Origin of the sequence: Ruegeria denitrificans (assembly GCF_001458295.1) — a bacterium.
GTDB classification, from domain to species: Bacteria; Pseudomonadota; Alphaproteobacteria; order Rhodobacterales; family Rhodobacteraceae; genus Ruegeria; species Ruegeria denitrificans.
This window is the reverse complement of sequence record NZ_CYUD01000013.1, coordinates 93,422-109,219: the sequence shown is the minus strand read 5'-3', so window position 1 is coordinate 109,219 and position 15,798 is coordinate 93,422. Positions and strand designations below refer to the sequence as shown.

The following is a 15,798-nucleotide window of genomic DNA, read 5'->3' as shown; positions in this document are numbered from 1 at the left end:
ACTGACCCTCCTGTCGCGGGGCTTGGTGTTACTCGGCTGCGACGGCAGCCTTGCTGTTGAATCGGGCGATGATTGCGTCGGCGCAATCGCGACCGTCACGGATCGCCCAAACCACCAGTGAAGCACCGCGCACGATGTCACCGATGGCATAGACGCCGTCCATCTCGGTCTCACCTGTTTGGAACGCCGCCTTAACGGTACCCCAGCGGGTCACGGGCAGGTCAGGCTGGCCAAACAGGGTGGGTAGGTCTTCGGGCTCAAAGCCCAGCGCCTTGATCACAAGATCGGCCTCTTCCACGTAATCCGCGCCTTCGATGACTTCGGGGGCCTGGCGGCCCGACGCATCGGGCTGACCCAGACGCATCTTTTGCACCATCACACCGGACACTTTGTCGTCGCCAGTGAACCCTTTGGGCGCGCTGAGCCATTCAAAGATGACGCCTTCTTCCTCGGCGTTCTGAGTTTCACGCTGTGAACCCGGCATGTTGGCCCGGTCGCGGCGGTACAGACATTTGACCGAGGTTGCACCCTGACGGATTGAAGTACGCACGCAATCCATCGCGGTGTCACCACCCCCGATTACAACGACCTTCTTGCCGTCTGCATTCAGGCGGCCATTGTCGAAATCCTCGACCGTGTCACCAAAGCTTTTGCGGTTCGAGGCGGTCAGGAAGTCGATGGCTATTTCGATGCCGTTCAGCCCGCTGCCCGGCATGGACAGATCACGAGACTTATATACACCGGTTGCGATTATCACGGCGTCATGCTTGGCGCGGATTTCATCGAACCTGGCGGTGTCCACGTCACAGTTCAGCACGAACTCAACCCCGCCATCGGCCAGCAGGTCATTGCGGCGCTGCACGATATCTTTTTCCAGCTTAAAGCCCGGAATGCCATACATCAGCAGGCCACCGGCGCGGTCATGACGGTCATATACCGTGACCTGAATACCCGCACGGCGCAGCATATCTGCAGCCGCCAGACCACCGGGTCCACCACCGATTATGCCAACGCTTTCGCTGCGCTCGGCACCGGGGGCGACGGGCTTTACCCAGCCTTTGTCCCAAGCGGTGTCAGTGATGTATTTTTCGATTGTGCCAATGGTGACCGTGCCATGGCCCGATTGTTCGATCACGCAATTGCCTTCGCACAGACGGTCCTGCGGGCATATACGGCCACAGATTTCCGGGAAAGTGTTGGTGGCCTGGCTGGTCTGATACGCCTCTTCCAGACGGCCCGTCGCGGTCAAGTGCAACCAATCGGGGATGTTGTTGTGCAGCGGACAATGCGACTGACAATAGGGCACACCGCACTGACTGCAGCGGCTGGCCTGTTCTTCTGCTTTCGCCGATGCATACTCTGCATAGATTTCGTCAAAGTCTTCTTTGCGCACGTCGGCGGCACGCTTTTCAGGCATGACGCGATCGACTTGCACAAATTTCAGCATCGGTTGCTTGGCCACGGGTCAGACTCCATGAATTGGCTTGGTCGAGCCTGTTTAAGTGATATGTTGTCGAATTAAAAGTCAATTATTCTGACCTAAATTGAAAAAATATGTGGTGCCTCACAAAATATTTGGAAAATATCGACCTTTTTAGTTCCGATTCGGACCTATATGCACGCTTTCCTTTTGCGCACCGCACTTATACCCATAGATCGCAACAATACGTGACGGCAGCACGGCAGGTTAAATGAGTCTTTTTCAGTTGATTCTCGCGGCGATTATTCAGGGTATTACTGAGTTCTTGCCGGTCTCTTCCTCGGGCCATCTAATCCTGCTCCCCAACCTGACGGGGATGGACGATCAGGGCCTGGCTATCGACGTTGCTGTGCATGTCGGCACACTCGGTGCCGTGATCCTGTATTTCTGGTCCGATGTGAAACAGGCCGCCGCGGGCCTGCCGCGGGCCCTGACCGGGAACACCGACACACCGCAATCACGACTAGCGATGAGCCTGATCATTGCAACAATTCCAACCGTCATCGTCGGTGCTGTTTTGTTTACAACCGGAATGAGTCAGTCCCTCCGTTCGATGACGGTGATCGGCTGGACCATGCTAGGCTTCGGACTTCTGCTGTATTGGATGGACCAGAAGGGCCCCCAGACCAAGCAGGCCAGCAATTGGGGTTTGCGCGATGCGGTTATCCTGGGATTGTGGCAGGTTCTGGCACTGATCCCCGGCACGTCACGCTCGGGCATCACCATCACCGGCGCGCGGCAGCTGGGCTATAACCGCGAGGACGGCGCGCGGATCGCAATGCTGATGTCAATTCCTACGATATTGGCCTCGGGCGTGTTGCTGTCGGCACAGGTGATCCGCGAGGCGGACGCCCAATTGGCCAAGGACGGCGCCATCGCCGCCTTTTTTGCCTTTATTTCGGCCCTACTGGCCTTGTCGTTGATGATGCGCCTGCTACGAAGCGTCAGCTTCACGCCATACGTGATTTATCGCGTGATCCTGGGCGCGGTCCTGCTGGTGATTGCCTACAGCTGATCAGGTGCGCAGATTGTCGGCCGACTTCTGAATCTCATCGTACTGACCCGAGGGGCGGAATTTCCACAGGTAGTCCGGCAAAATGGATTCCAATGTGGCAGGCTCGATCCCCAGAACGCCAAAGCCTTTGGCATCCTCTGACACCACATTGTCCCGGCGCAGGTTCTTCAGTTGATCTCGCGTCAGGATAGGATTGGGGAACAGCTGGAAACTGACAAATTTAACGATGTCCAGCACCCCCGCCATGATCCGCGCAGCCCAGAACGGGATACCAATGATCACGCGGCGACGGTAAATCACCCCTAGCATCTGCTGCATCAGCGCGCGGAAGGATTTCACCTCGGGTCCGCCCAGCTCATATGTACCGGCCTCGGCTTGCCCCAGAACACCCTGCACTGCGGCCTTGGCCACATCGTCCACATAGACCGGTTGAAACCTGGTCTCCGCTCCGACCAGGGGCAGGAACGGCCCCAGCCGGGTCATCCCGGCAAAGCGGTTAAAGAACTGATCCTCAGTTCCGAAAATGATCGACGGACGCAAAACCATTGCGTCTGGCATATGGGCAAGCACACCGGCTTCACCCTGCGCCTTGGTGCGGGAATATTCACTACTGGACGCGGCATCCGCGCCGATGGCCGAAATATGCACCATCCGTGCCACGCCCTGTTCAGCCGCGATACGCGCTATCCGTTCGGCGCCTTCGGCCTGAACGCTGTCAAATTCATTTTTGCCCAGCTCGTTCAGCACACCCACGCAATTCACCACCGCATCGGCCCCATGCATCACTGCCGCAACCGAGGCATCGTCACGGATGTTGCACAGAATAGGTTCGACCTGACCAACCACTCCATACGGTTTGACGAACATCGCCTCGTTCGGGCGGCGCACCGCGACCCGTACGCGCCATCCTTCGTTTGCCATGCGCCGGGCGATATACCGACCGACAAATCCCGATCCGCCATAAATCGTGACCAGTTTGGACATGCGAGGGCTCCTGCTGATGGGTCTTGATCCGATCTACCGCCCAAAGCCCCGGCAAACAAGGCGCAATAACGCCGCGCATCCGAGAAAAACCTGACAATTTCCGGAGCGTTTTAGATGTGGGTCAAAAAACTTTCAAAAAACATTCCGAATCTGGTTGACGCTCCCCGTCAGTAGGCTTAAACGCCGCTCCACGACACCTGCCCAGGTGGCGGAATTGGTAGACGCGCTAGCTTCAGGTGCTAGTGTCCGTATGGACGTGGAGGTTCGAGTCCTCTCCTGGGCACCAAACTCTCCGAAAAATATATGCAAACGCAATGTGTTATGAACCGAGCCGGTTCTATAGTCCACCTCGTGGACCACTTTTTGCTTTCAGGCTCCTTGACTGAAACACCTGTTGCTTCAGAAAAGTTTCTTGTTTGAGTTTTGGCATCAAATGACTCGCACTCGATGCCAAGTGTTTTGTAAGCAACCTGCCCGCACGGTTCCAGATGCCCGAAAAGGCTATGCTACAAGGTTTGGAGGGCATTTGCTTCCCTCACGATACCTCCAGTGGCCAACCTTCACCCGCGTTTTCAGGTGACAGAATCGTCTCGCTTCTGAAATTTACGAACGTAGGATCGGATGTGCAGACGCCATCGACGATCACTTGGCGTTGACGGGATGACGATAAATCCTTTGCCGAATGGCGGGTAAACGCGCCCATGAACGCGGCCGCGTTTGAAGGTCCAGCCAGTCTTCAGTAGCGTCCTGATCACCTTGTTTATGTCCTTATCGCTGCAATACTTCTGCATCGAACATCTCACCGGTAACGGTTGATGAAACCGAGCGCCAAGAAATCGATAGTCCCTAAGGCCGCACCCGGACCAACATCCAATATGGGCTTGCTGTATCGGTAAACCGTTCGGCAATAGGTCACGAGCGCATCCCAAGAAGATACCACGTCGCCTTTCATGACTTGCACCTGAGTCATGCGGTGTCCAACGAACCCAGAGCAACTGACTATGATGGGTATATGTCAGAAGATTTGAAAAAAGCCTTTGGATAATTGTTTGCTCGTGCTTCGGCTCGCTGATCCTAGGGGCCGAAGAGGCCCTTAAGGACACAAGAAAAACAGGGGCGTCCATTCAGTCCTGTCACTGGCGAACTTCGGTCACATTTGGTGTCCATTCGAAAAATGGCAGAGAATCCATGTAGGCAATACCACTCACTCCAGTTTTGATATTTCCCCCGTGGGGGGCTGCGAATTCAGTAACGATCTTGGAATAGCGTTTCGGGCGAGAGGCACCTAATCTGTTGTAAGTCCAAATTCATCTTACGGGCCCAAGGTTTCAGAAAAACACCATCTTCAGCAGAGCGGTAATTCGTTGACGTGCGTCTTTACGAGGTGCAGATGGTCCTGAAAAAGCATACAAAGACGACTAACCCTTGTCCGAAGCAAAAGTCGTGCCGAGCTCGTTTCTGTCGCAGATCCCAACCGAGATCACGTCGATGCCACACCTCAAATTTCTTTCATCGGCACCACCTTCAATATTGCTTGGAGACCGGGTCTTTTGCCACTAGCATTCGAACGACTGACCGCCGCATGGCGTTTTGTAAACGTATCTTTTTAGTGTTGTTGGATGATTGATTATAAAAGCCGCACGCTTCTCCAACCGCCAGAAATCGCATCATTTTTTGTTTGCGTAGTCATACTTTCCCTGTTTGTCGCGCTATCCATAATCTGGCAACAAACCGTAGCGTGGAATGAGGTCGTATTTCGCACCGGTGCAGCCTTGGGTGTCGGCGGGCTTGGTGTGCTCTACAGAAAGTTGGGTCGCAACGAAGGTATCGCATTGGCCCTGATAGGTACGGGTATATTCGTAGGATTCACCAACAGCACGATTTTGTTGAACTACCTTCTGCTTCCGGTGTCTCAACCAATTGTCGATTCCCACTTGATCCGCTTTGACGCCATTTTTGGATATCGTTGGGAGTCTTTCGTTGCCACACTTGCGGGCTGTCCTGAGTTCGGCCGAGCCTTGGCGTGGGTTTATCACACGTCTGTCGTTCAGATGTTTGGAATGATCCTCATTCTGGCCTTTGCGCAAAAACACCTGCAACTATACCGATTTATTGTCGCGGGTATCATTGCGGGGGTCATGACTGTCGGTATTTGGTTTGTATTCCCAAGTTTTGGTCCGGCCGCTTATCAAATTGTGCCTGCCGAGGTTTCAGAAAATATCAATCTCGTGGTCACGAATGATTATGGACAAGAAATTCTGCGGCTAGCTGAAGAGGGCAACGCTGTCATATCATTTTCACACGTTCTGGGATTAATAGCGTTCCCTTCATTTCACACAGTTATGGCAGCGCTTGCTGTATGGTTTAGTCGCGGTCTGGTTATTTTTTATCCGCTTTTGGTTCTGAATATCCTGATGATCCCGGCAATCTTGTCTCACGGAGGACATCACTTAATCGATGTGTTCGGTGGAATTCTGGTTGTTTCTATCGCCTTGGCCATAACCCGAATACTGCTACCCGACCCTCAGGCAAATCAGGTCATTCAGACGAATTGATTACCTGGCACTATGATCCGTCGCCCGTTTACAATAACCGAAGCGAAACAGCGTATTACCAGAGCCCAGCCTGACCAAGCCCGCGCAACATATCTTCGGTTCCTGTGTCCAATCCAAAACCAATTGTGACGCCACGTCACGAACAACAGCATGTTGAGCGACAAACTTTACTTAAACGTAAGCTTTCCAATCATTTTTTGACTGGCCAGTTTATTAATGATGCAAATGCCCGGATTCTTCCCCCTTACGATCGCAAGCGGCTGGCCTAAATGCGCCCTGTCGCTGCGGGTCATCACTCACGGATTATTGATCCTAGAGCTCTCGACCATTGGGTTCGGGTCAGGTCCGCAGCGGCAAATTTTAGGCTTTGGATTTGAAGGACCGCACAATGAAAACCAATTCGATTTTCAGTCGCTTCAAGCTGACGAAAACGCGCCCGTCAGGTATATCAAAAAACGATTTGTCGTCTGAATTCGGGCGCAGGCTGCCCCGGATCAAAAAATCAGAACTCAAGGCACTGTTTCACACCGTGTTGGAAGAAAAGCGGGATGATTTGCCACCGCGACGCCGGTAGTCCACACATGCCTGGAATATACCTGCCCGATGGGAACCGCATGTCTGACATGTTCGGATTTCAGAATGCTCAGCCACTGTATGTAAGCTTCGGCGCTATCGTCAAAGTTAAGAAAGGTGGATTACAATTCGGGGCTCTGACCGATCCCAACCTTCAAATCCCTCCTCAGGACACAGATTGTTCCGACACGATCTCACCAAAGCGGGTGAAGAACTTGCCCGACAGCTTTTTGGCCGTGCCTGCAATCAGACGGCTGCCTAATTGGGCGATCTTGCCACCAACATCGACCTTGGCAGTATAGGCAAGCACGGTTTCATCCCCGTCTTCGGTCAGGGTGACCTCGGCCCCGCCTTTGGCGAATCCCGCCGCCCCGCCCTTGCCTTCCCCAAACAGGGAAAACCCGTCAGGCGCATTGGAATTGTCCAGCGAGACCGCACCAGCGAATTTTGCTTTGACCGGGCCTATTTTCAGGACCACTTTCGCCTCAAGCTCGTCGGGCGAGTTCTGGGTCAGGTCTTCGCAACCTGGAATGCATTCTTGCAGGATTTCGGGGTCGTTCAGGGCCTTGTACACCACGTCCCGCGGTGCCGAGATACGGATTTCGTCACTCAGTTCCATTCACGTTTCCTCCGCTCAACACCATCCTATGTAAACCAAAAAGTAGATCTTTGAACCCACCTGTTTCGCTACAAGCGTAGCAATCATTGTCGACGGTGACGGCTCATTCAAAGCAACCAGGTTTTCGGCCACCGTCATCTTTTGAACTGATCCAACGCCTTCATGTCAACGCCTCTGACAACGCAAGCTCTTAGTCCGGCCATGCAAAACGGATCTTATCGAATCCGCGACACAGATGATGTGCATGGGCTCAAAACCGTCTGGTCAAGCTGATCAAACCGTAAAACGACGTGTTCGGCGTGAAAATCGTGCGAAAACCGTCAGGCTTGTTTTTCGACCACGGGTTCGACATCCGGCCGCACCGGTTCAACATCAGGTAGGACGGGTTCCGCTTCCATCTCGATGATCTCGGGGGCTTCGGCCTCTTGAACCTCTTCCTCTTCCGGCTCCGGTTCGGGTTCCGCCTTGTCCTCAAGCGCGCCGACAATCAGCGGCAGCATGTGCACACCAGTGGCCGTGGCAATCTCGGGCGTTTGCGGGGTCTGCCAGCTAAGCGTATCGAAGCTGCTGCAGTTCTGGCAAACCGGTCCCCATTCGGGCTGAATGTCATGGCAATTGTCACAGACCCATTGCGGCCCGCGAGGCGCGTTCAGGGCCTTGGCCAGCCAGCCTTGCACCACAGCGTCCGAGGCCCCCTCGCCCCGCTCAATCGCCGCCATCAGAGTGTAAGCCCGCGCGTCGGCCTGCTTTTCCACCACATCGCCCAACGCACGGCGGGCTTCGGGGAAATCTTCGGCCACGATGTTCAGCTCGGCTAGGATCAAGCTGGTCTCCAGGTTCTCGGGGTGAATGCGTGTCAGCGCGGTGAACCGAGTGATCCGTGCTGCAGGGGTCTCATCCGGAGCAATCTCGGCAAAGGCGTGGGCCAAATCGGGATGCGGCTGCACCTCCCACGCTTTTTTCAGGATCTTGGTCGCTGCACGCGGTTTGCCCTTTTCGATGTAGGCGCGCGCACCCATCGCAGCGGCAGGCACCAGATCGGGCGACAGGCGGTTGGCCTCGATCGCGTGTTCCTGTTGTTCGACCGTGGCGCTGTCATCCAGAATGTCCTTCGCCTCGGACAGGGCCAAAACCGCATCGCGGCGCTTGAACACGTCACGCGGCAAGTGACCAGCCTTCAGCTTGGCGGTCAAGGTCGAGCGCGCACCGGCCCAGTCCTGAGATTTGGTCTGCAGACCCAGCAATATATCTTGGGTTTCAGCGTGGCGCGGTTTCATCGCCAGTGCCTTTTCGGCCAGCTTGCGGGCGGTGTCATCGTCACCCTCAGCCAATTTTTGTTTCATGATGCCGCGCACGCCAACAAAGCGGGTGGCGTTGTTCGTGACCAATTTCTTGTAGGTGTCGGACGCCTTTTTGGTATCGCCATTCATCTCAGCGGCCTGTGCGACCAGCAGGTTGGTCAGTTCCGGCTTGTTCAGCAGTTTCTCGGCCTTTGCGGCTTTGGACATTGCCACGCGCCCCTCACCTGAGGCCAGCGCCATCAGACCATCCGCCAGCGCCTGATAACCACGCTTTTCCCGACTGCGATCGAAATAGCGCGACAGGGCGGTTTCGTCGCCATTGAGAAAGTGCAGCGTTGCGATCAACAGAGTCAGCAGCTTGAAGATCACCCAAATGGCCACCACCAACACGCCCAGCGCGATCACCGATTGTAACGGCCCCAAGGTGAATTCGGTGCCCGCAACGGTGATTTGCACACCGCCACTGGTTTCCATCAGGAACATGGCGCCCATGGCCAGCAGGCCGATAATCGCTACAAAAACAAGGATCTTTAACAATGACCACAGCATGGCAGGTCCTTCAGTTCGAGTTTACGCTGGATTGCAGCGCATTTGCGGCGTCCACGGCAGCCACCCGTGTCTGGGCCGTCTGTTCCCAATCGGCCAATGCCGCCTGCGCCGTGTCGGGCAAGGATTTAAGCTCGCTCAGCGCGGTGGCGACATCCCCTTGGGACAAGGCCGCTTGTGCCCGCGACAGGATCGCATCCGGGTTGTCGCCCTCTTGCGGAATCACCGAGCGCGCGCCGGTCTGACGCTGCAGAAAGGCAACCAATCCGGTGGTCTTATCGGCGTCGCGCGCATCGGCCAATGCGGTGCGGGCGGCGGGCACAAAGGAGTCTTGCAAAGCAGCAAGGGTTGCAACGCCTTCTGTGGACGGTACTGACAGAGCATCGGGCACGCTTACGCCCCCTGCCATCAATTGGTCTATCAGGTCATTGAAGGGCTGACCCGCCTCCAACTGTCCATGCACTTGCGACAGAACGGCGGCATTGGTCGCCGCCTGCGCCTTGACCGAGGCCTGCGCCTCAAGCGCTTGTGCGTCCGAGACCATTTTCTCAACCTCAGCCCGTTGAGCGGCCAGCGAATCCTGCAGTTTTTTCAGTTCTGCTTCAAATGCGGCTGAGACCTCTGTAGATGCACCTTGCGTCAGGGCACCGCTCTCAAGATCGCTCAGGCGCCCGGCCAGAGGATCAACCTTGCCCGCCAGCCCGTCCAAACTGGTTTTCAACGCGGCCAAATTCGTGCTCAGCGGCGTGACCTGATCGGTCAGTGCCGCGATTTTTCTATCTACATCGGAACCACTCGACTGGGATTCGGACAAGGATTTCGTCAAGGCTTCAATCTGACTAGCCTGGTCGCTTAGCTTCGATTCCAGCGCAGTAAGCGCGTCAGACTGGCCCGAATTGAACAGCCCCGCGCTGCCCGCCGCAAAGCCAATCGCCGCAGCAATTGCGCCGCCAATCAGGGCGGGGACGAAGCCGCCTCGCTTTTCTTCATTGTGTGCCGCAGGCTCCGCGTGGGTCGGTTCCACAGCCATTTCGGCTTCGGCTTCGGCTTCGGCTTCGGCTTCGGCTTCGGCTTCGGCTTCGGCTTCGGCTTCGGAAAGGCCCTCTTCTACCGGTCCGGTCGCGTCAACAGGTGCTTCTTCGGAAGCAATTGTGGCTTCGACCACTTCGTCCGACTTGGGGTCTTCCACCGGCTTTTGATCGGTTTTCTTCTTACCAGCCACCGCAACATTCCCCTTATCGAATCCAAAATCGCATGAATAACAGACCACTCTAAGTTAATCGGTGGTCTCGCCACCCTCAACCCGCATCGCATGTTTCACAAGTTTTTTAACTGCTTTCCGCATTTTCTTCGGGGTTGGCGCTTTGGCGATCTTTAGGCGCACGTAGTCCAAAGAATAAAGGGGTTCCGCAGTCGTTTCGCTGATTGAGGCCAGCCACAAGGGCGCTGATCCGGCCCAAACGTCGGCAAATTGTCGCGCCGTCCGGGGCGAAAATAGCGGCGTGATGACCGGCTCTTTGCTATTGGCAGCTTCGATGGCCTCGGGTGTCAGCGGTAACAGGCGCTGCTGATAGACGGCCTGTTCGCGCACGGTCAGCCCTGACTCGGTCAGGCGAGTGGCGACATTGCCCCGACTGTGTTCACCGCGTAAATGTAGCAACGGGCTGTCGGGTCGATGTTTCAGCAGATTGGCCACCAGTTCTTCGGCGGTGGCGCCGGCCATTTGCGCAGTCCAACCGGCGCTTTTGGCGGTGCTGGTGGTGGCGGGGCCGACACAAAAGGCTGGCATTTCCCGCCGCAGGCCCAGGGACACGGCGGCATTCACCCCGTTGGCGGATGTGAAGATCAGCCCCCGCACATCACTAGCGTCAACATTGACCGGTTGTGGTTTGATTTCGAGTATCGGGGAATAGATGACCTTGACCCGTGATCTTGTGCGGGCCGGCAGCTGCGCGACAAACCGTTCTGAGGCAGCGCGCGGGCGGGTCATCAACAAATACAACGGTCGGCGCCTTCCGCCTTGGGATTGTTTGCATCCGCGCAGGGTGATACCCCGCTTGGCAGTCATGGTGTAACGGATCAAGCCAATGGTGCAAACACTTACCGTCCTCGGGTTGGAAAGCAGCTGTGATGACACAGCTGCCGCCGTCGTGCGCCAAACCGAAGGTGCGGAGGCCGAGGTTCTGTCCTCGATCGTACATGGCCAAACCGAGTTGCACAGCGCCTTTGGCGGCGTAGTGCCCGAGATCGCCGCCCGTGCGCATGCGGAAAAGCTGGATATCTGCGTCGTTCAGGCGTTGGAGGCCGCCGGTCTGACGCTATCCGATATGGACGCCATCGCCGTCACCGCCGGGCCGGGCCTGATTGGCGGCGTCATGTCCGGCGTCATGTGTGCCAAGGGGCTAAGCGCGGCAACTGGCCTGCCCTTGATCGGGGTGAACCATCTGGCCGGGCACGCGCTGACTCCGCGTCTGACCGACGGGATTGCTTTTCCCTATCTGATGCTGCTGGTTTCGGGGGGTCACTGTCAGTACTTGATCGCCCACGGGCCCGAACAATTCACCCGTCTGGGCGGCACCATCGACGACGCCCCGGGCGAAGCGTTTGACAAAACCGCCCGCCTGCTGGGCCTGCCGCAACCCGGCGGCCCGTCGGTTGAAGTTGAGGCTCGTTCGGGTGATCCCAAACGGTTCCGCTTTCCGCGCCCTCTTTTGGACCGACCAGGATGCGATCTGTCCTTCTCGGGGCTCAAGACCGCGCTGATGCGGATGCGGGATCAGATCGTGGCTGAAAAAGGCGGGCTGACCCGTCAGGACCGCGCCGATCTGTGCGCAGGATTTCAACAGGCCATCGTCGACACATTGGCCGAAAAATCCCGCCGCGCAATGGACCGGTATCTGGACTTAAGCCCTGCGGACCCTGTGATCGCAGTCGCCGGTGGCGTAGCGGCGAATTCGGCTATTCGCGTAGCGTTAGAGACTATTTGTGCTGAAAAAGGGACCCGCTTTACAGCCCCACCGCTGAACCTATGCACGGATAACGCCGCCATGATCGCTTATGCCGGGTTGGAGCGGTTTCGCACCGGTGCCCGGGATGGGCTGGACTTGACCGCCCGACCCCGCTGGCCGTTGGATAAAACTAGCCCCGCCATGTTAGGCGGCGGCAAGAAAGGGGCTAAAGCATGAGTGTCGCGGTCCTCGGGTCAGGTGCATTCGGCACCGCGCTGGCAATCTCACTGGCCGGGAATGGGCCGGTGACCCTGTGGTCGCGCAACGCAGAGCAAGCCCGCCACATGCAAGACAGCCGCGAAAACACTGTGCGCCTGCCGAATGTGACCCTTCCAGATGAGATACTGGTGACGGCTGACATTCAGGACGCTGTGGCCTCTGATGTCCTGTTACTGGCGGTGCCCATGCAGAAACTGCGTGCGGCTCTGATGGAACATGCAACGGTTCTGGCCGGAAAGACGCTGGTTGCCTGCTGCAAAGGGATAGAACTGTCCTCAGGTCTTGGTCCTATTTCGGTGATCCAACAGACCATCCCTGATGCACGTCCGGCCCTGTTGACCGGGCCCAGTTTTGCCGATGACATCGCGCGCGGGCTGCCCACGGCGCTGACACTGGCCTGTGCAGATGGTGATCTGAGCGAAACACTGCAGACCGAACTGACCACTGCGAACCTGCGCCTTTATCGCACCACCGACGTGATCGGCGCGGAACTGGGCGGGGCATTGAAAAACGTCATGGCCATCGGCTGCGGCGCTGCCATTGGGGCCGGGCTGGGCGACAGTGCCCGCGCAGCTCTGATGACCCGTGGTTTTGCCGAGATGCAGCGGTTCGCTTTGATGCGCGGCGCGCGTCCCGATACCTTGATGGGCCTGACCGGATTGGGCGATCTGGTGCTGACCTGCTCGTCCGAATTGTCCCGAAATTATCGTTTTGGCCTGTGTTTGGGTCGAAATCGTCCCTTCGACAGCCAAACAACGGTCGAAGGCGTCGCAACCGCGCGCGCCATGGCCGACATTGCCGCGGCTGAGGGGCTGGACATGCCCATCAGCGCCACGGTGGCCGACCTGAGCCACGGCACCTATAGTGTGCCCCAAGCCATTCAAACCCTGCTCAACCGACCCCTCAAGGAGGAATAGTATGCTCATCGCCCTGATCGCCAGGGACAAGGACGGCGCCCTGCAAACCCGACTGGACAATCGCGCCAACCACCTGGCCTATATCGAGGAAACTGGCGTTGTTGCACAGGCAGGCCCCCTGCTGGACGGCGACGCGATGATCGGCTCGCTGATCATTCTTGAGGTCGAGGACATGGCCGCCGCACAAGCATGGGCAGACAACGACCCCTACGCCAAGGCAGGGCTGTTTCAATCCGTTGATCTGATCGTGTGGAAGAAGGTCGTCGGCTGATGGCATATTGGCTGTTCAAATCCGAACCCTCGACCTGGAGCTGGGACCAACAGGTTGCCAAAGGCGATGCGGGCGAAGAATGGGACGGCGTGCGCAATTATCAGGCGCGCAATTTCATGCGCCAGATGGCAATCGGTGATCGCGGGTTCTTTTACCATTCGCAAAAGGACAAGGCGATTGTCGGTATTGTCGAGGTCTGCGCCGAGGCCCATCCCGACAGCACCACCGATGATGAACGTTGGGAATGCGTCGACATCAAGGCCATCCGCCCCTTCACAACTCCGGTCACATTGGACCAAATCAAGGCGGATGAGCGTCTGGCCGAAATGGTGCTGGTGAAAAATTCACGCCTGTCCGTTCAACCTGTGACTGATCAGGAATGGACAACAATTTGCGCGCTGGGGGCAACCCCGCAGGATTGACGAATTCAGCGCGTTTTAGTGCAAACCTTCTCAAGACATCAATAAAATGATATATTTTGAAGGCTACACCTACTGGGGGCCATGACGTTCGCGCATTTCCGTGATCGCTTGTCTTTTGGTGTTGCTCGATCTTTGGTTGATCAATTCGAAAGCAAGAACCCATGTCTGACGTTGAAGGCAGCGATGGGGAAAACGAGAACATTGCTGCTGAGTTAAATTCGAAATGCTGGGAAGCGCGGCTTGAGCTTGCGCGGAAGCAGCGCGCGGCAGCTCTGGCCAACAATCAGGCGCCGCGTGAGCCTAAAACGCCCGCAGATACCTGCCCTGCCCCCCCTCGAGACGAGGCCCCTGCGAAGCCCGGTGCGTCGAAATTTGAACAGGTGATATTTAAAAGTACCCAGTTGAAAAAACCAGTTGCGCATTCTCGTCGAAAATATGTGAATCGCATGTACCCGATCATTTTTGGCGCGATGCTTTGCGGGGCTTTTCTGCACTGGGCCGCAACAAGCGTTTTAGCGGGTTGGCGCAACCCAGACACGGTGGTTCAAGCCGGTTTACCCATTGAATCTGCATCAGAAACTGATGAGAAAGCCGATCCGAGAGAAGACAGTGCGAGTTTGTCTAACGGAGAGCTGGACACCCCAAAAACAGCAGCGCAGTTTGACAACCTTAACTTTTCGGACATCACATCCCAACCGGGGCTTGGGTCACTTGAGAGCGAGATCACGAAGCCCGTGGGTAATATGGCGCCCCCGGTACTTGTTGCCCCTGAGGTACTACTGCTGCCAGCGCTACAGAACTTAAACAAAAGGGATAAATCTCTTAAATCCGCGAGGAATGTAACGACCGTCCCTGCGGTCGCACGGGGTACAGTGCCAGAGACCCCAGAAATGACAGATTATTGGCCTGTTCAAGACAGGACCAAAGAAACAGAGGTTTCCCTTTTTGTACCCGCAGGCGTGTCGAAGCAAACCAGTATCACCGTGCTTGAGATTTTGACTTCGGATCAGACTGACGTGGTTGCAACGGCACGCGTGAGTTATTCGGTAAAGGCGACTCAGGTCCGGTATTATCACCACAAAGATTCGGAAGTTGCTGATCTGACAGCCAAGTCACTTGGCGGAATCTCTCGGGACTTTACGAATGCAGGTTCTAAGACGCGACCTGGTCATATTGAGGTTTATCTGGCTGGGACAGGTGGCAGCAGGACACGTCCGCCAAATCCGGGAGCGGATCCGGTGGAACGCTTTGTTCTGCGAATTCTTGAAGAGTTCCAGTGAAAATTCGGGAAGGTTCCAACGATGCAGAACCTTCCCTACCCCCGCGTGCTCCCTACTCACCACACGCGTTTGGAAATCTTTGGCTCTGACCGTCCTGGTCACACACTGAAACTAATAGATTTTCGGCGATCACTACAATCGCCAAGTATTTAAAATTGAAAACGCCCGCCAGCGGTCCGGCGGGCATCCATTGACCAAAGGATCAGCTATAGACCGACTCTTTACCGAAATGTTTGGTCAGCATGTAATACACCACGGCGCGGTACTTGTTACGCTCGGACATACCATATGTTTCCAGCGCTTTATTAATCCCATTCATCAGATCAGGCCCATCGGACAAGCCCAGTTTTTTGATCAGGAAGTTGTTCTTGACCGTTTCAAGCTCACCTTCCTGCGTGGCGGCAACGGTTGACGCGTCGGCGTCATAAATCGCCGGACCGCAACCAATGGTAACCTTTGTCAGCAAATCCATATCGGGGTCCATACCGCATTTGTTTTTCAGATCATCTGCGTATTTGGCGATCAGCTCGTCGCGTTTTCCCATGTCCCAGTCTCCGTAAATTGCGATGAAACGGCACACTCTACCGTCATCCCAAAGGGTAACCGCG

14 protein-coding genes and 1 tRNA gene are annotated in these 15,798 nt (G+C 56.2%); 8 read left to right on the top strand and 7 right to left on the bottom strand.

The window, feature by feature from the left end; genetic code table 11:
• Window positions 1-28 precede the first annotated feature (28 nt).
• Window positions 29-1,462, bottom strand: coding sequence for an NAD(P)-dependent oxidoreductase (locus RUE5091_RS18280; protein WP_058283380.1), 1,434 nt, complete (start codon window positions 1,460-1,462; stop codon window positions 29-31).
• A 229-nt stretch (window positions 1,463-1,691) separates the two neighbouring features.
• Between RUE5091_RS18280 and RUE5091_RS18275 the strand changes: the two genes are divergently transcribed.
• A complete protein-coding gene (locus RUE5091_RS18275; RefSeq protein WP_058283379.1) occupies window positions 1,692-2,495 on the top strand; it encodes an undecaprenyl-diphosphate phosphatase in 804 nt (267 codons plus the stop codon).
• Here the strand turns inward: RUE5091_RS18275 and RUE5091_RS18270 are convergent, their stop codons facing one another.
• Entirely contained in the window at window positions 2,496-3,479 is a 984-nt protein-coding gene (locus tag RUE5091_RS18270; RefSeq protein WP_058283378.1) for a complex I NDUFA9 subunit family protein, read from the bottom strand. It abuts the gene before it with no gap.
• A 199-nt stretch (window positions 3,480-3,678) separates the two neighbouring features.
• Here RUE5091_RS18270 and RUE5091_RS18265 point away from each other — a divergent pair.
• Both RUE5091_RS18265 and RUE5091_RS18255 read left to right on the top strand, forming a co-directional pair.
• Window positions 3,679-3,765: transfer RNA gene (locus RUE5091_RS18265), tRNA-Leu, on the top strand.
• 1,333 nt (window positions 3,766-5,098) lie between these two features.
• Complete coding sequence (locus RUE5091_RS18255; protein ID WP_058283376.1) at window positions 5,099-6,034, top strand: phosphatase PAP2 family protein; 936 nt, start codon at window positions 5,099-5,101, stop codon at window positions 6,032-6,034.
• Window positions 6,035-6,773: 739 nt separating this feature from the next.
• On the opposite strand, the gene RUE5091_RS18245 is transcribed toward RUE5091_RS18255, so the two are convergent.
• From RUE5091_RS18245 to RUE5091_RS18230, 4 genes are all read right to left on the bottom strand, one after another.
• Entirely contained in the window at window positions 6,774-7,226 is a 453-nt protein-coding gene (locus tag RUE5091_RS18245; protein WP_058283374.1) for an SRPBCC family protein, read from the bottom strand.
• A 320-nt stretch (window positions 7,227-7,546) separates the two neighbouring features.
• Window positions 7,547-9,076 carry a heme biosynthesis protein HemY gene (locus tag RUE5091_RS18240; RefSeq protein ID WP_058283373.1) on the bottom strand — a complete coding sequence of 510 codons (1,530 nt, stop codon included), beginning with the start codon at window positions 9,074-9,076 and terminating at the stop codon, window positions 7,547-7,549.
• 10 nt (window positions 9,077-9,086) lie between these two features.
• Window positions 9,087-10,295 (bottom strand): COG4223 family protein, encoded by a 1,209-nt coding sequence (locus tag RUE5091_RS18235; RefSeq protein WP_058283372.1) that lies wholly within the window; start codon window positions 10,293-10,295, stop codon window positions 9,087-9,089.
• A 54-nt stretch (window positions 10,296-10,349) separates the two neighbouring features.
• On the bottom strand, window positions 10,350-11,063 hold the full coding sequence (locus tag RUE5091_RS18230) for a uroporphyrinogen-III synthase (RefSeq protein ID WP_058283413.1): 714 nt from the start codon (window positions 11,061-11,063) through the stop codon (window positions 10,350-10,352).
• Between the two features lie 97 nt (window positions 11,064-11,160).
• On the opposite strand from RUE5091_RS18230, the gene tsaD reads away from it, so the two are divergent.
• The 5 genes from tsaD (at window position 11,161) to RUE5091_RS18205 (ending at window position 15,190) form a co-directional block, all read left to right on the top strand.
• Window positions 11,161-12,258, top strand: a complete 1,098-nt coding sequence (gene tsaD / locus RUE5091_RS18225) for a tRNA (adenosine(37)-N6)-threonylcarbamoyltransferase complex transferase subunit TsaD (protein WP_058283371.1) — start codon at window positions 11,161-11,163, stop codon at window positions 12,256-12,258.
• Window positions 12,255-13,217: an NAD(P)H-dependent glycerol-3-phosphate dehydrogenase gene (locus tag RUE5091_RS18220; protein ID WP_058283370.1), complete on the top strand. Its 963-nt coding sequence runs from the start codon at window positions 12,255-12,257 to the stop codon at window positions 13,215-13,217. Before tsaD ends, RUE5091_RS18220 begins: the two co-directional genes overlap by 4 nt.
• Before the next feature lies 1 nt (window position 13,218).
• The gene (locus RUE5091_RS18215; RefSeq protein WP_058283369.1) at window positions 13,219-13,488 is read left to right on the top strand and encodes a YciI family protein; all 270 of its coding nucleotides are present in this window, start codon (window positions 13,219-13,221) and stop codon (window positions 13,486-13,488) included.
• Window positions 13,488-13,910 (top strand): EVE domain-containing protein, encoded by a 423-nt coding sequence (locus tag RUE5091_RS18210; protein ID WP_058283368.1) that lies wholly within the window; start codon window positions 13,488-13,490, stop codon window positions 13,908-13,910. The genes RUE5091_RS18215 and RUE5091_RS18210 overlap by 1 nt, the downstream gene beginning before the upstream one ends.
• A gap of 161 nt (window positions 13,911-14,071) precedes the next feature.
• Window positions 14,072-15,190 (top strand): hypothetical protein, encoded by a 1,119-nt coding sequence (locus RUE5091_RS18205; protein ID WP_058283367.1) that lies wholly within the window; start codon window positions 14,072-14,074, stop codon window positions 15,188-15,190.
• 202 nt (window positions 15,191-15,392) lie between these two features.
• Here the strand turns inward: RUE5091_RS18205 and RUE5091_RS18200 are convergent, their stop codons facing one another.
• A complete protein-coding gene (locus RUE5091_RS18200; protein ID WP_058283366.1) occupies window positions 15,393-15,734 on the bottom strand; it encodes a DUF2853 family protein in 342 nt (113 codons plus the stop codon).
• Between the last annotated feature and the right edge of the window lie 64 nt (window positions 15,735-15,798).

What these genes read in the sequence shown, in the direction of transcription:
- RUE5091_RS18275 (WP_058283379.1), top strand. Translation starts at nt 1,692, where the DNA reads ATGAGTCTTTTTCAGTTGATTCTCGCGGCGATTATTCAGGGTATTACT.
- RUE5091_RS18270 (WP_058283378.1), bottom strand. Translation starts at nt 3,479, where the DNA reads ATGTCCAAACTGGTCACGATTTATGGCGGATCGGGATTTGTCGGTCGG.
- RUE5091_RS18255 (WP_058283376.1), top strand. Translation starts at nt 5,099, where the DNA reads ATGATTGATTATAAAAGCCGCACGCTTCTCCAACCGCCAGAAATCGCA.
- RUE5091_RS18245 (WP_058283374.1), bottom strand. Translation starts at nt 7,226, where the DNA reads ATGGAACTGAGTGACGAAATCCGTATCTCGGCACCGCGGGACGTGGTG.
- RUE5091_RS18240 (WP_058283373.1), bottom strand. Translation starts at nt 9,076, where the DNA reads ATGCTGTGGTCATTGTTAAAGATCCTTGTTTTTGTAGCGATTATCGGC.
- RUE5091_RS18230 (WP_058283413.1), bottom strand. Translation starts at nt 11,063, where the DNA reads ATGACCCGCCCGCGCGCTGCCTCAGAACGGTTTGTCGCGCAGCTGCCG.
- tsaD (WP_058283371.1), top strand. Translation starts at nt 11,161, where the DNA reads ATGGTGCAAACACTTACCGTCCTCGGGTTGGAAAGCAGCTGTGATGAC.
- RUE5091_RS18220 (WP_058283370.1), top strand. Translation starts at nt 12,255, where the DNA reads ATGAGTGTCGCGGTCCTCGGGTCAGGTGCATTCGGCACCGCGCTGGCA.
- RUE5091_RS18215 (WP_058283369.1), top strand. Translation starts at nt 13,219, where the DNA reads ATGCTCATCGCCCTGATCGCCAGGGACAAGGACGGCGCCCTGCAAACC.
- RUE5091_RS18210 (WP_058283368.1), top strand. Translation starts at nt 13,488, where the DNA reads ATGGCATATTGGCTGTTCAAATCCGAACCCTCGACCTGGAGCTGGGAC.
- RUE5091_RS18205 (WP_058283367.1), top strand. Translation starts at nt 14,072, where the DNA reads ATGTCTGACGTTGAAGGCAGCGATGGGGAAAACGAGAACATTGCTGCT.
- RUE5091_RS18200 (WP_058283366.1), bottom strand. Translation starts at nt 15,734, where the DNA reads ATGGGAAAACGCGACGAGCTGATCGCCAAATACGCAGATGATCTGAAA.